Below are 13,598 nucleotides of genomic sequence, written 5' to 3'. Positions count from 1 at the left end.
TTACAGCTGCTATTTAGGATAAATACTCATACCAATAGTAAGAATGTGACAAACAAACACAACAGAGGTAAGTACTACACGCATTTTTTGATAATCTTTATGGTAGTTTTGCCATTGTGGAGTGGCCTTTTCAAATATAAGTACTAACCAAAAACTAGCACCTAGCCAAGCCAGTGCCCACTCAACAGGTAAAAATGATAAAAATGGAACTGGGATAACAGGTAATACCGCTTTAATTGCATTGCTATAGCTTTGTTCTCCGGCGCGCCACAAGTTACCTGCCATAAATGCTAAAATGGCGATACTGTAAAAAGTAAAAAACTCTAAGTTAAGGCTATTACTGCCAAACATAAGTGGCCAACCTACACACCCTAAAAACGGGATTAAGCCTAAGTAACCTAGTTGTATGTGGTTAACAAATTTTTCCATTACAGCGTGCCTTATGTTTAATGACTTATTTGAAGCGCGGCTATTGTAGCAGTATTGCGATTAGCGATCTTAATAATTCGCCAGCGTTTACAATTCAAATAATGCTTACGGTAAAAGAGATTATATAGTTCAATCCAAAAAACCGATTGTTTTAATCTAAACAATCAATTTTATTTAATTTCTCATTAGCCTTATTGTATTAACCAAGCCAACGCAGAAGGTCGTTTTAAACGAAAGCGTTGATTACTTTTTAAATACATTAAATATAGATGAGGAAATACCATGAGCACTTCATTAATCAATACAAAATTACAACCATTCAATGCAACCGCTTACCACAACGGTGACTTTGTAGAATTGTCTGAAAAAGATGTTCTAGGTAAATGGTCAATCTTCTTCTTTTACCCAGCTGATTTTACGTTTGTATGTCCTACTGAACTTGGCGATGTTGCAGATCATTACGCACAACTTCAAGAGATGGGCGTAGAAGTTTACTCAGTATCTACTGACACTCACTTCACTCATAAAGCATGGCACGATACGTCAGACACAATTGGTAAAATTACTTACCCAATGATTGGCGACCCAACAGGACGTATTACTCGTAGCTTTGGCGTAATGATTGAAGAAGAAGGCTTAGCACTTCGCGGAACATTTGTAATGAACCCGGAAGGCGAAATTAAAATTATCGAAACTCACGATTTAGGTATTGGCCGTAGCGCTAAAGAACTAGTTCGTAAAGTACAAGCTGCACAATACATTGCAACTCACGACGGTGAAGTTTGTCCTGCATCTTGGCAGCCAGGTGAAGACACACTTGCACCTTCACTAGACCTAGTTGGTAAAATCTAAGTATAGATTTATTCCTACTATGAGGGCAGGTAACTGCCCTTAAATCAACGAACATCCGTTTGTTGGTGCCTCCTATATCAATATACTTGTTTAAGCACATGCATTATTTGGCATGGGAGGCTTGCTGTTTAAATTTTCCTAAAAGGGTTAAGCCATGTTAGATAACAACATAAAAAATCAATTAAAAAGCCATTTTGAATCGCTTACTCAACCTGTTGAGCTGCTTATTGCCTTGGATGACAGCAAAAAATCAGCAGAAGTAGAAAGCTTAGCGAACGATTTAGCTTCACTGAGCGATAAATTTACGGTAATAAACAACCCAGATACAAGCGCGCGTCGCCCGTCGATGGTTGTACATTCACCTATTAAAAACACTCATATTACGTTTGCAGGCGTACCTATGGGCCACGAATTTACAAGCTTAGTGTTAGCACTTTTACATACTGGCGGACACGCAAGTAAAGCTAAAAGCGAAGACATTGAGCAAATACAATCGCTCACTCAAGAACTCAACTTTGAAGTATACATAAGTTTAAGTTGCCAAACGTGCCCGCAAGTAGTCCAAGCACTTAATACTATGGCAGCGACAAACAGCAATATTAAAGCGACCATGATTGATGGCGCATTATTTCAAAGTGAGGTAGAAGAGCGAAATATTTTAGCTGTACCGGCTGTATATTTAAATGGCGAACCATTTAGCCAAGGTGCACTAAGCCTTACCGACATACTCAATAAAGTAGATAGCAAAGGGGCACAGCGCCAAGCTGAATCGCTAAGTAAAAAAGATAAATTTGATGTACTTGTAATTGGTGGCGGGCCTGCTGGCGCATCGGCTGCGATTTACTCAGCACGAAAAGGGTTAAATACAGGCATTGTTGCCGACAGGTTTGGTGGACAAGTTGCAGATACATTAGCAATAGAAAACTTTATTTCGATTAAGGCGACAGAGGGGCCAAAGTTGGTTGCCCAGCTTGAAGAGCACGTTAAAGAATACAATGTAGATGTAATGCATAATCAGCGTGCAGCGGCACTTGGCTATAACAATGGCTACGAAATTACACTAGAAAATGGCGCAGTACTTAAAGCTAAGTCGCTCGTACTTGCCACCGGTGCACGTTGGCGCGAAATGAACGTACCAGGGGAGCAAGAATATCGCGGCCATGGTGTGGCATATTGCCCACATTGCGATGGTCCTTTATTTAAAGGTAAAGCTGTTGCCGTAATTGGCGGTGGTAATTCAGGTATAGAAGCGGCAATCGATTTAGCTAATATTGTGCAAAGCGTTACGGTACTTGAATTTGCAGACACACTACGTGCTGATGAAGTGCTTATTCGTAAAGCTAAAAGCATGGCTAATATTACTATTATCAAAAGTGCACAAACAACCGAAGTACTTGGTGATGGTAAAAAAGTAACTGGCTTAATGTACACAGATAGAGTGTCGGGAGAGAGCAAAGAGCTTGAACTTGCCGGTATATTTGTACAAATAGGCTTAATACCTAATACGGAATGGTTAAAAGATAGCGACCTTGAATTAAGCAAATTTGGTGAAATACTGATTGATGCTAAAGGCGCAACTTCATTACCAGGCATTTACGGCGCGGGGGATGCAACCAATACTCCGTTTAAACAAATTATTATTGCAATGGGCAGCGGTGCAACAGCAAGTTTAGGTGCATTTGATTATTTAATTCGCCACTCTGAAGAAGCTGATCAAAGCGCTGCTTAATGTAATTAGTAAAAACTCTCTTGATATAACAGCAAGGCTACACCCATAGCTGTTTGTTAACCCAAGCCGCCCTTCTCCAAAGGCGGCTTTTTTATGTCTGGTTATAAACTAGGTTAATCTGGTATACGTTCTTCAAGCCAAGCTCTGAGGTTTTCAGGATCTTTAATAAAAGGGATTCTAACCCAGCTACCGTAGGCATATAAAAATATGGTTGAATAACCAAATATACGACCTAAAATTGTTGTGACTTGCTCTACATTTTCAACGCTTTTGAAACCTAGTTTGTCTTCTCTTCTTGTGAGTATTCCACTAAATACGGTTATAGAATTGTCTTTAGTAAGAACTTTTACAAAAACTGCTTCCAATATTTTATGAGAATCTTTCAGGACATAAATTGCAGGTAAAACGACTAAGCTTAGTAGGACATCATTTTTGAACTGCTCACCGATTAATTCTTGTCCTATAAATGAGAAAATCAGATAGACTAATCCTAGGCCAAGGATTCGAGCACCAATTTCTCCTAATGCTTCGATCGAGCGCCAGAACTTAGCAATTTTAATCTTAGGCAAAATACTCTCTCTATAAATATTGTTCTATATAAATACGAATATTAAGAAGCGTATTAACTAATCGCACCCACCGCCAGAATCACCGCCGCTACAATGTGTATGAGAGTGCGATGGGTTACTGCTAGAGGAAACTGATGAGTCACTGCCAGTATAAGCTGATGATCCACGTGATGACTTAGCACTGATGAATGTAACTAACAGCAATATGCCTGATAAGATAATTACCGTTATTGATGACCCCCATTGCTCAGTGGAAACGCCTTTAAATATTGCTAAACAAAGCACCGTAAATAGTATTGTTCTTATTATACTTTTCATTTTATATCCTTATTTAACCAATAAGTTAACTATAAACGTTAACTAACGTTAGCTGTATGCTCAAGCGCATTAATAACTGCTTTTTCGAGTATTGGTAATTTAAAAGGTTTTGATATAAACATATCCATGCCAGCTTGTTTACAGGCCAGTTTGTCTTGTGATGAGGTATTTGCTGTTAAAGCCACTATGTAAGTTTCTTCACCTGGACAGATATTTTCCGCTCTAAGTTGTTTTGTTGCCTCAAATCCATCGAGTATGGGCATTACGCAGTCCATAAAAATAAGGTCATAACGTTTTTGGCGACATTTTAATACTGCATCTTGGCCATCAACGGCTGAGTCTGCTTTAATATTCAACTTATCTAGCGAGGCATGTAAAACTAATCTGTTAATGTCGTTATCATCAACAACAAGTACAGATAAGTCACTGCCGTTAGTGTCTAAGTTTGATTTAAGGCTTTCTTGTTTTTGCTCTTTACCTGGTTCTATCGGAATGCTCAATAAAAAAGTGGAGCCTTTATTAGGTGTACTTTTTACCTTTATTATACCGCCCATATATTCAACAAGCTCTTTTACTATTGCAAGCCCAAGGCCTGTGCCACCTTTTGAATTTTTAGCATCTACTTCTTGAGAAAAAGGTGAAAACAGTGACTCTAAAAAGCCTTTACTCATTCCGCGGCCTGTATCAGACACTTCAATGTTTAAACTTAACTTAGCTTTTACTTTAGAGAGGCTGGTGTGTAGGGTAACTGAACCATTTTCAGTAAATTTAAGTGCATTACTCAATAAATTAGAAACAATCTGGCTTAGTCGAGTATTGTCACTAAAAGCCCAGCAGTCATCATCAATTGTATTATTTACTTGTAGCGTTACATGCGTATTTTTAAATAGTGGTGTGTATAAAGAAGTTAAATCGGTAAAAATTGTTTTTAACAAAAAGTCAGTAGGCTCTAGCTTTAGCTCACCATGATTAATTTTAGAAAAATCGAGCACCTCATTAATAATACTAAGCAAAATATCAGCACTTCTAAGTGCTATTTTTATTTTTTCAGCACGTACTTCTTCACTATGTTCATCAATTAATGTGGTTAGCATGCCTGTGATGCCGTTAAGAGGGGTTCTTAATTCGTGGCTGATTTTAGCAAATAGCATGCTTCTATCTTCAAGTAAGCGCTCTGCTTGAGCTTGCTTTTGTTTAAGCTCTTCTCGAAGCTTGACTGACTCGGTTACATCTTGGCAGGTGCCAAATAATCGGACACATCGACCTTCATCAAATTCGGCCTCACCAAAGGTAGCCACCCATAAGTGTTTATTTTTAGCGGTTATTACTTCTAGCTCTAAATTCCATTTTTTGCCTTTTTCTATGGCTAATTCTACAGCGCGAGTTATACCTTCACGACTTGGGCCTTCTTTATAAAACTCGATTGCAGAATTCATTTGTGGTTGAAATTGTTCATCTACTTCATGTATGAGGTATGTTTGCTCGCTCCAGGTGATTTTATCGGAGATTAGATCAACTTCCCAGGTGCCTATATTTGCAACGTGCTCTAGCTTTAATAAGGTATTACTATTTTTTATGAGTTGTTCTTTAGTTTGTGCGCGAGCAAATTCCGAGCCTAGCCATTGCGCAAATAATTCGATGTAGTCGTAAGCATCATCGTTAAAAGCGAGGGAGTCTTTTGCGGATGAAAAGTTGACGGTACCAAATATTTTATCACCAATTTTTATTGGCGCGCCAATATAAGACTCTAACTGAAAGTTTATATAACAGGGGTGGTTTGCAATTGCGCTTTGAGAGGCTTTATGAAAAGCAAGTGCGGAGCCAGCCGATAGCGTATGTACACAATACGTACCTTGTAAGTCAAACACAGTACCGGGTAAAAGTGAGTTGTCGGGGGTTATGGCATATAAAACGGTATAACTGTTTTCATCTACTTTACTAATAATGCCTAGCTCTAGCTCGAATACTTCTAATCCAAAGATTAAAAGTTTATTGATTTTGGTTTGAAAATCAAACGACTGATTCGAAACTATATCGTGAAAACGTCTTAAAAAATTCAAAAGAAAACACCCCGTAAGCTTTTGTTCAATTTATACAATATAAAAGCCAATTAAAGGCATATTTATTAATTACCAAGTAAGTTTAGCAGTTTTTATCGATGATAACTAAAACTGATGTGTACACTTTAAATTTATAACCTTATGTTTTGTAAAATAATAGAGCATTAATATAACGCTGAGTGTAATGATGATTATATAATGCTCAGTGTTTTATATTTAGTAGGTTGAGTTTGGTGTGTACTCAGGATTTATATCGCCGCCAACTTCTTCCGGGTCTACATCGTTAAGAAGTAGTGTTTCACGTACAGCTTCAATGTGATCAAGTACGCTTTGGTAGCGCTCGCCATATTCATACTTTGTCACTTCAATCGCTTTAGGCATGTAAGTAAAGGCTATTTTAAGTGCGTGGAGTGCTTCTTCGTTTATTTTTTCGGTCATAATGTTCTCTTATGTGTAGGCTATAGCTAACCTGAGTTCTGGATAATAAATCTATCTCAAGCAGCTATTTTTAGCGCTAACTGCGTTGAATTTCCTTGCAATAGACCAGCTATTGACGCGTAAATTCGCCTTGTTTTCACCAAAAATTTCTAGCTAGAGAGAAACAGACTTAAATATCGTTATTATTTATAGTGTTTTTAAATCTCTTAACCAGAATTCAGGTTAGTTAGTAAAATAACACCAAATACGATTCGGTAAAGACCAAAACTAACAAAAGTGAAATTTTCTAGAAAGCGTATGAATAGTTTAATAGTAAAATAAGCGACTATAAAAGATGTTAAAAAGCCAACTGCAAGGGCAGTTAGGTCATCTAAGCTAAACAGTTGGTAATGTTTAAGTAAGTCGTACCCTGAGGCTGCTGCAAGTACAGGTAAACCAAGTAAAAATGAAAATTCAGCGCTGGCTTTTCGGTTTAAACCACATAACATGGCACCAACAATAGAACTTCCAGCACGACTAGTCCCTGGAATTAACGCAAATACTTGTGCTACGCCAATCCAAAGGGCTTGTTTATAAGTAACTTGGGTTACATCGGTAGTTGTGCATTGAGCCTCTTTATAATTGCGCTCTAATAGTAAAAAAATCACACCGCCTACAATAAACATAACACCTACTACTGGTACGCTAAACAGTGTTTTTATTACATCACTAAATATAAAACCAATAATACCCAAAGGAATAAATGCAATGGCAACTTTCACCCATAAATTGAAATGTTTAGGGCTAAACTTATCTTTATAGTTGGCTAGTACCGCTAAAATGGCGGCAAGTTGGATAATGACTTCGAAGGCGAGGTTAGCGTCTGTTGATTCAATGCCTAACCACTTTGACGCTACAATTAAGTGCCCAGTTGATGATATGGGTAAAAATTCTGTTATACCTTCAATAATACCTAAAATAATCGCGTTAATTATATCCACGGTTTACTGCTTCCTGAAAAATTAAAAAGCCCGAACTCGGCTTAACTGAAATGACCCATTACTGCGTACCTAAATTGCGAGGCATAGCATAAAAGCTCTTAAGGCAAACCAACAGTGTTTTTAGACTTAATTTGTTTAATAAATTGCATTAAACATTAAATGCACAATATAATGCTAATTATTATCATTTGCATATGCTGTTTTGTATATGTTTGGGCAAATTTACTGAGCGAATAATGAATAATAAAAAAACGTTTACAGCTACACGGCGTAGGCACTTAATTGCGTGTGTATTAGCGCTAGTTACAGCAGTAATAATGATTCCGGGTATGACAACCTATTTACCGTTTCAAATGAATGAACAAATATTACTACCTATTTTACTGTTTCCTTTTATTTGGACTGCGTTGTTTATTTATGCGTATTTGGCGCAAAAAGTATGGCAACCTTTTGTAGTCATGATTGCATTGTGTGTATTACATGGTTTATTGAGTTTTTGGGCGTTAACGCAGGGGCAGGGATGAAGTCGATTACTTTAAAAAAGCTATTTTTATTACATAGCTGGGTAGGAATTATTACTGCGGTACTGCTATTTATTGTTGCATTTAGCGGCGCATTAGCAGTTCTGTCGCGACCTGAGTTAAAAATATGGGCTAATCCAGAACTACAATCTAGCCAACACGTTGCCAGCGCGCAAATTAATAGACTAGTAAACGAATATCATAAACAAGTACCTAGTGAATTTGGCGAAAACATTCATGTGTTTTTACCAAGTGGGCATAACTTTCATTTATTAACGTTGGTATTTGAATCTCACCATGGCGATGAAAATTACGACCAAGAGGTGGCTAGAGTATTTCAATTTCATCCCAATACACTGGTGCTGGAAAATACTTACTATGGGCTTAGTAAAGAGTTTTACGCCAATAAAAAAACCGATGCGCCAACTTATATAGGTGAGTTTCATGCAGATTTGCATTTAGGGCGACCAATTGGGTTAATACTCACTGGGTTTTTAGGTTTAACGCTTTTAGTAAGTGCAGTGACAGGCTTGTTTATTCATCGCAAATTGATAAAAGAGCTCTTTACGTTTAGGCGAGATAAAGGGTTAGATATTGCAATAAGCGATGCTCATAAGGTTATAGGTATTTGGGGTAGCGTATTTAATATTGTGATTGGTTTTACAGGGGCATTTTTAGGGCTCGCGACCATTATTTTACTACCAGCAGCTGCCTTTGTGAGCTTTGGTGGCGATCAAGATAAGTTAATAGAAACGTTTACCGCCATTCCTGAGCCTGTAGTTAGCCACATTAAGCAACCTACAAAAATAGACACTATTTTAGAGCATGCTCATAGTCGTTACCCTGAAGCAATAATTAGAGATGTCACAATAATGGCGCATAACGATGCGAATGCGCAGGTATATTTGCGTTTGTTAGGTGGCGAGGCTGTTGCTTCTCAGTTACTGCATTATCAAGGCAATGGTGAGTTTGTACAGTCGATGAGTAGTTTTGGTGATATTTCAGGTGTTTCAATAAAAATAATTGAGCTGATGTTTCCGCTGCACTTTGGAAACTTTGCAGGGGTGTTTGTCAAACTGCTTTGGGTATTACTTGGTTTAAGTACTGCGCTTTTACCTATTTCGGGCATGATGATGTGGCTAGCAAAGCGTACACGTGGCAGTAGTCCTTCACTGAGTATGCAGGCATATGCACGCTGGAATCGTTTTATTATTGGCAGTTGTGGTGGCTTGGTATTAGCAAGCTTTGTACTATTTCCTGTGCAAGTTGTACTTAATTATACCGTTATTGGTGTGGCGCAAAATAGCTTTTTTGGACCCGTGTTTTTTTATACGTGGTTGGCATGGTTACTCTTTAGTGTATTACCCATAGATTATAAAAACTATTTCAAGCTGACTCTTTTACTATGCGGCGCTTCGCTTGCTTTGGTGCTGCCGCTTAACATCGTATTTGGCGTGAGCAATGTTATTAACCTTAATAGTTCGCTTGTTGCGGTAGTAGATATAAGTTTTATGGTGATGGGTATCGCGTGTATGTTTGGTGCCTTAAAAATAAAAAACACACAAAAATTACAAGTTGAGGTACAACCCGCATGAACGAGCTACTAATTACAATTGCGATGGTGAGTTTACTATTAATGATGCTCAATATACGAAAAAACACACTTACATTATTGGTCAAAACATTTTTAAGTACACTGCTATTTGGTTTAGCGCTGATATGTTTTATGAGTGTTTACGGTATTTTAGGGGGTGCAATATGCACCGTTGTGGGAGCTATGTTAGCTGGTTTACTAACCGCAGTTATTGCAGGTAAAGCACCGCAATTATTAGGTTAAATAATGCAGATCTTTAGCTAAAAAGGCCTTTGCAGTATTAACTCCCATGTTGTAACCACTATTAAGTATTTCAAACTTTTTAGTGGTACGCCCAACTTTAAAATTAGCCGGTGGTGCAATGATATTGATTTTGCAGTCACTAGGGCGTGTTAATAAATTAAAGCCAGGTACACATCGCGAAATCAACTGTTTTCTGGTAAGGTTTGGGTTACAAGGCTTTGTTAATAATAAAGAATAAGTATTTATGTTTGACCCTAGCGTAACCATTTTTGAAAGCACACAGAATCAGCTTGCAGAAAGTCCTCTTTGGCACCCTATGCTGAATACTTTTTTTTGGGTCGACATAAATAAAAAATTACTTTTAAGCAAAAAAATACACAGCGAAAGCCAACTAAAAACAATTAATATGCCCGATACACTCAGTGCAATAGCGTGGATTGATGAGCAGCACTTGTTGCTAGGTACAAGTACAGGTTTATACAAGTACCATATTAATTCGAGCACTCGCCACCTTATTTTTAATATTGAAAATACAGAGCTAAATAGGCGTTCAAACGACGGTCGCGCTGATCCATGGGGCGGCTTTTGGTTAAGTACAATGGACGTAAATGCTAAAAAAGGTGATGGTAAAATATACCGTTATTATAAACGCCAGCTTAAAGTCGTTGTAAGTGGTTTGAGTATTCCAAATGGATTGTGCTTTGATAAGCCACGTTTACGCGGTTATTACTGCGACTCTTTAACGAGTTGTATTTATGTATTAGATTTGGATGAGCAAACTGGCGAACCTTGCTCTGAGCCACGTGTTTTTTATCAATTTAATGATACTGATGTTGACCCCGATGGCTGCGTGACCGACCAATTAGGTAATTTGTGGCTAGCTGTGTGGGGAATGGGGTGTGTTATATGTTTATCCCCAGGCGGTGAGCTAATTGAAACAATCAAGCTTTGTGCAATAAAACCGACATGCACTGCATTTGGTGGTGATAATGCTGAGTTTTTACTTGTAACATCGGCATTTGATGAAACGATTAATAATACTGCTAGTGAACAAGGCACTGTATTTCAAATCTCAGGCATAAAAAACGGGCAGTTTGAGCCGCCCGTTTTACTGTAATCTCAGTACATGTGCTGATTACCATGATAGTGAGGTTATTCTTTTAAGCTTCGATTAGCTGAAGTTTTATCTATAAATAGAATAATAAGGTAAAGGCTATCTTTTTTCGTTAATTGGTATTTACCAAAGCGCTCGGTTAACCATCAAATTATTTTTTAGATTCATATAGTTATTTTTTTAAAACTGGCTATTTTATTTCTGCCTGTTTCTTTTGCGTTATAAAGGGCTATGTCGGCGTTATTTATTACTTCTTTAGGTGTTGTTTTTTGATTGGGTATAAGGCTATAAAATCCAATACTCAAAGAGAGGTAATTACTAGCACTTGAAAAATTATGTTCAATTGCGAGTTCTGCGATTTTTTCCTGAATAAGAACAGCAAACCTTTGACAATGATCTGTGTCGACTGCAGGTAAAATTATCGCAAATTCTTCACCACCGAAACGAGCGGCTAAATCACCTTCACGTTTACAAAGATCATGCAGCGCTTTGGCAACTTGTTTTAACACTTCGTCACCTAGCTGATGCCCATAGTTATCGTTATAACGCTTAAAAAAATCAATATCACACATTATTAAACTAATGGGTTCTTTATTACGTGCGCCACGCTTAATTTCGCATTTTAAAGTTTGATCAAAACAGCGTCTGTTAGCAATGTTTGTAAGGCCATCAGTATTAACTTGTTTGTTGAGTTTATGGTTGGCATTAATGAGTTGCTGCTGAGTTTTTTGTAGCTCTTGCTTGTAATTTAAATTTTTGAAAGCATTAGCAAGCATTTCACCTACTAACCTTAGGCGAATAAGGTCTAAATCAGTCCAGTTTCTCTTTTGAACAACGCAATCACAGCCTATAAAGCCAACGAGCTCTTTGTCATAACGTAACCCGATGCAAAGTACTGATTTTATTTTTTGTCGCTGAAAAATTATTTTTTCGCTCGTTGCTTGAATAGGTAACAACGTTACATCGTTAACTCTAAATAAGTGAGTACGGGCCATTAAAGTAAAAAAATAAGGGAGATCGCTTTTTGGAAGGTCCTGTAAGTCGTCTTTAAATGCTTGTATATCGTTATTGACCCATTCGTGAGTGTTATTTATTGTTTTACCGTCCTCTGCAAACTTAAATAAATAACTTCTATCTGCGTGGCATACGGTACCAATAGCTTTTAATGCATAGTTGATATGCTTATCAACGTCGTCGTTTTGAATATCAATTAAGTCAGTTGATATGTTCGAAATAATATTATCAAAATCATATTGTTCTTCGACATTGTTATTTAATATATCAATGATAATAATTGAATGTGAGTTAGGTAATTTTGCAAATTTTACATTGAGTAGTAATTTAGATGTTTGTTTTGATAAAGCAAACTGGCATTGATTATTTGCTGTAAAATAGTCTAAGAATAGATCTTCGATTAACAGTTCTTTTTTACTGTGGTGATTGGTTAAAGTGATATGTGCAAAATCGTTTTTTTTAAAATGTGGTTGCTCTTCTAAGTCAAATAAACTCAGTGCCTGACTGTTAACTTTGAATATATCTTCATTGGCATCATAAAGTAATATACAAAATGGCAGTAACTTCATGTTTTGCCACATTTCATCTGATCGGTTATTACTCACTTAACTCTCCATGTGCTTAAGCCACAATTAAATTGTTATCTATTGTATTTTTATTGTTTTTACCTACTAATTATTAGCACATTTTTTTTGATTTACTAAGTTTTTAGTGCGTTTGAGGGCAGTACGTATTATAATTGATACTGTATATCATTACCCTTTCTACTCTAAGCCATCTTTGGCTTATTTGCACTTTAAGTATAGGTTATTCAAGCATTTCATGACAGAAATCACTACACATCAAGCTTCTCGTCGTCGGTTACTTATTGCGCTAGCAATTACGTGTTCGTTTATGGTAATTCAGGTTATAGGTGCTTATTATTCTAATTCGCTTGCTGTACTTGCCGATGCGGGGCATTTGTTTGTTCACAATAGTTCGTTATTCATCGCACTGATTGCATCAAGTCTCGCTATTCATTTTGCTAAAACCTATAACGATGGTCATCAAAGAGCTGAGCTTCTAGGCGGTCTGGTGAACGGGTTTTTATATCTAGCAATAAGTTTAATTATTTTGTATGAAGGTGGTGAGCGCTATATACACCAGCATGAAGGAAATGAGCTGGCTATTAATAGTTATTTAATGTCGGTTATTGCTGCTATTGGTTTTTTGTTTCATGGTGCTGCTGCATGGGTTTTATATAAAGGCCGCAAAGCGAGTATTAATGTTTACGCGGTATTTTTACATTCATTCTTTGATTTGATTTCGACAGTATCGACATTTGTGGCTGGTATTCTTATATATTTTACGGGCTGGGTTGTTATCGATATTTTATCGAGCATGTTAATCGCCTCTTTCGTGTTGTTTACCGGTGTTAAGGTCATTATCAGTTGTATAAAAGGTTTACGCTTAAATAAGGCCAAACTCCCTAAAGTAGCAGATATTGAAAGTGAGATTACAGATATGGAGCATGTTCACAATGTCCATAACGTCACTGTCACGCGAAAATATAAGGGTGTAGTAGTAGGCGCACACGTTGTCCTTAAAGAACATTGTACTATTGAAAAACACGATGAAGCATGTCGTATGAAAGTAGAACAACTGTTAGCTGAAAAATTTAATGTACACAATAGTGTATTACAAATTGAAAGCCACGAATGCCATCACATTCATTAATACAAATTAATATAAAAGCGT

14 protein-coding genes and 2 pseudogenes are annotated in these 13,598 nt (G+C 37.2%); 7 read left to right on the top strand and 9 right to left on the bottom strand.

Annotation, left to right across the window (positions count from 1 at the left end):
• Positions 1-9: 9 nt before the first annotated feature.
• Positions 10-429, bottom strand: coding sequence for a DUF3429 domain-containing protein (locus tag WNY98_RS18985; protein ID WP_342878658.1), 420 nt, complete (start codon positions 427-429; stop codon positions 10-12).
• 282 nt (positions 430-711) lie between these two features.
• On the opposite strand from WNY98_RS18985, the gene ahpC reads away from it, so the two are divergent.
• Positions 712-1,281 (top strand): alkyl hydroperoxide reductase subunit C, encoded by a 570-nt coding sequence (gene ahpC / locus WNY98_RS18980; RefSeq protein ID WP_008134426.1) that lies wholly within the window; start codon positions 712-714, stop codon positions 1,279-1,281.
• Positions 1,282-1,435: 154 nt separating this feature from the next.
• Positions 1,436-3,010, top strand: coding sequence for an alkyl hydroperoxide reductase subunit F (ahpF, locus tag WNY98_RS18975; protein WP_342878657.1), 1,575 nt, complete (start codon positions 1,436-1,438; stop codon positions 3,008-3,010).
• Between the two features lie 113 nt (positions 3,011-3,123).
• On the opposite strand, the gene WNY98_RS18970 is transcribed toward ahpF, so the two are convergent.
• The 5 genes from WNY98_RS18970 to WNY98_RS18950 form a co-directional block, all read right to left on the bottom strand.
• Positions 3,124-3,579, bottom strand: a complete 456-nt coding sequence (locus WNY98_RS18970) for a PH domain-containing protein (protein WP_165735631.1) — start codon at positions 3,577-3,579, stop codon at positions 3,124-3,126.
• Between the two features lie 57 nt (positions 3,580-3,636).
• Entirely contained in the window at positions 3,637-3,897 is a 261-nt protein-coding gene (locus WNY98_RS18965) for a hypothetical protein (protein WP_342878656.1), read from the bottom strand.
• A 38-nt stretch (positions 3,898-3,935) separates the two neighbouring features.
• A complete protein-coding gene (locus WNY98_RS18960; protein ID WP_342878655.1) occupies positions 3,936-5,957 on the bottom strand; it encodes an ATP-binding protein in 2,022 nt (673 codons plus the stop codon).
• 216 nt (positions 5,958-6,173) lie between these two features.
• The gene (locus tag WNY98_RS18955; RefSeq protein ID WP_076924211.1) at positions 6,174-6,395 is read right to left on the bottom strand and encodes a penicillin-binding protein; all 222 of its coding nucleotides are present in this window, start codon (positions 6,393-6,395) and stop codon (positions 6,174-6,176) included.
• 206 nt (positions 6,396-6,601) lie between these two features.
• A complete protein-coding gene (locus WNY98_RS18950) occupies positions 6,602-7,375 on the bottom strand; it encodes an undecaprenyl-diphosphate phosphatase (RefSeq protein WP_342878654.1) in 774 nt (257 codons plus the stop codon).
• A gap of 236 nt (positions 7,376-7,611) precedes the next feature.
• Between WNY98_RS18950 and WNY98_RS18945 the strand changes: the two genes are divergently transcribed.
• From WNY98_RS18945 to WNY98_RS18935, 3 genes are read left to right on the top strand one after another with little or no spacing between them, the layout of a single operon-like run.
• A complete protein-coding gene (locus WNY98_RS18945; RefSeq protein WP_342878653.1) occupies positions 7,612-7,899 on the top strand; it encodes a hypothetical protein in 288 nt (95 codons plus the stop codon).
• The gene (locus WNY98_RS18940) at positions 7,896-9,491 is read left to right on the top strand and encodes a PepSY-associated TM helix domain-containing protein (protein ID WP_342878652.1); all 1,596 of its coding nucleotides are present in this window, start codon (positions 7,896-7,898) and stop codon (positions 9,489-9,491) included. Before WNY98_RS18945 ends, WNY98_RS18940 begins: the two co-directional genes overlap by 4 nt.
• Positions 9,488-9,733: a hypothetical protein gene (locus WNY98_RS18935; protein ID WP_024600572.1), complete on the top strand. Its 246-nt coding sequence runs from the start codon at positions 9,488-9,490 to the stop codon at positions 9,731-9,733. Before WNY98_RS18940 ends, WNY98_RS18935 begins: the two co-directional genes overlap by 4 nt.
• On the opposite strand, the pseudogene WNY98_RS18930 reads toward WNY98_RS18935, so the two are convergent.
• Positions 9,725-9,877: pseudogene (locus tag WNY98_RS18930) on the bottom strand (DUF6363 domain-containing protein); the annotation flags it as partial. The gene WNY98_RS18935 and the pseudogene WNY98_RS18930 sit on opposite strands and share 9 nt — an antisense overlap.
• 100 nt (positions 9,878-9,977) lie before the next feature.
• On the opposite strand from WNY98_RS18930, the gene WNY98_RS18925 reads away from it, so the two are divergent.
• Positions 9,978-10,850: an SMP-30/gluconolactonase/LRE family protein gene (locus WNY98_RS18925; RefSeq protein ID WP_342878651.1), complete on the top strand. Its 873-nt coding sequence runs from the start codon at positions 9,978-9,980 to the stop codon at positions 10,848-10,850.
• Between the two features lie 38 nt (positions 10,851-10,888).
• On the opposite strand, the pseudogene WNY98_RS18920 reads toward WNY98_RS18925, so the two are convergent.
• Positions 10,889-10,993 (bottom strand): annotated as a pseudogene (locus tag WNY98_RS18920) (paraslipin); the annotation flags it as partial.
• Positions 10,994-11,011: 18 nt separating this feature from the next.
• Positions 11,012-12,466 carry a diguanylate cyclase gene (locus WNY98_RS18915; protein WP_342878650.1) on the bottom strand — a complete coding sequence of 485 codons (1,455 nt, stop codon included), beginning with the start codon at positions 12,464-12,466 and terminating at the stop codon, positions 11,012-11,014.
• A gap of 217 nt (positions 12,467-12,683) precedes the next feature.
• Between WNY98_RS18915 and WNY98_RS18910 the strand changes: the two genes are divergently transcribed.
• Positions 12,684-13,577 carry a cation diffusion facilitator family transporter gene (locus WNY98_RS18910; protein WP_024600569.1) on the top strand — a complete coding sequence of 298 codons (894 nt, stop codon included), beginning with the start codon at positions 12,684-12,686 and terminating at the stop codon, positions 13,575-13,577.
• Positions 13,578-13,598 lie beyond the last annotated feature (21 nt).

This window comes from Pseudoalteromonas sp. AS71, from assembly GCF_038900275.1.
Taxonomy (GTDB): domain Bacteria; phylum Pseudomonadota; class Gammaproteobacteria; order Enterobacterales; family Alteromonadaceae; genus Pseudoalteromonas.
This window is presented reverse-complemented; position numbering and strand designations above follow the sequence as displayed.

Bases quoted from the DNA above. Each gene is read 5' to 3' on its own strand.
- WNY98_RS18945 (WP_342878653.1), top strand. From the start codon at position 7,612: ATGAATAATAAAAAAACGTTTACAGCTACACGGCGTAGGCACTTAATT.
- WNY98_RS18955 (WP_076924211.1), bottom strand. From the start codon at position 6,395: ATGACCGAAAAAATAAACGAAGAAGCACTCCACGCACTTAAAATAGCC.
- WNY98_RS18910 (WP_024600569.1), top strand. From the start codon at position 12,684: ATGACAGAAATCACTACACATCAAGCTTCTCGTCGTCGGTTACTTATT.
- WNY98_RS18940 (WP_342878652.1), top strand. From the start codon at position 7,896: ATGAAGTCGATTACTTTAAAAAAGCTATTTTTATTACATAGCTGGGTA.
- WNY98_RS18935 (WP_024600572.1), top strand. From the start codon at position 9,488: ATGAACGAGCTACTAATTACAATTGCGATGGTGAGTTTACTATTAATG.
- WNY98_RS18925 (WP_342878651.1), top strand. From the start codon at position 9,978: ATGTTTGACCCTAGCGTAACCATTTTTGAAAGCACACAGAATCAGCTT.
- WNY98_RS18965 (WP_342878656.1), bottom strand. From the start codon at position 3,897: ATGAAAAGTATAATAAGAACAATACTATTTACGGTGCTTTGTTTAGCA.
- WNY98_RS18985 (WP_342878658.1), bottom strand. From the start codon at position 429: ATGGAAAAATTTGTTAACCACATACAACTAGGTTACTTAGGCTTAATC.
- ahpF (WP_342878657.1), top strand. From the start codon at position 1,436: ATGTTAGATAACAACATAAAAAATCAATTAAAAAGCCATTTTGAATCG.
- ahpC (WP_008134426.1), top strand. From the start codon at position 712: ATGAGCACTTCATTAATCAATACAAAATTACAACCATTCAATGCAACC.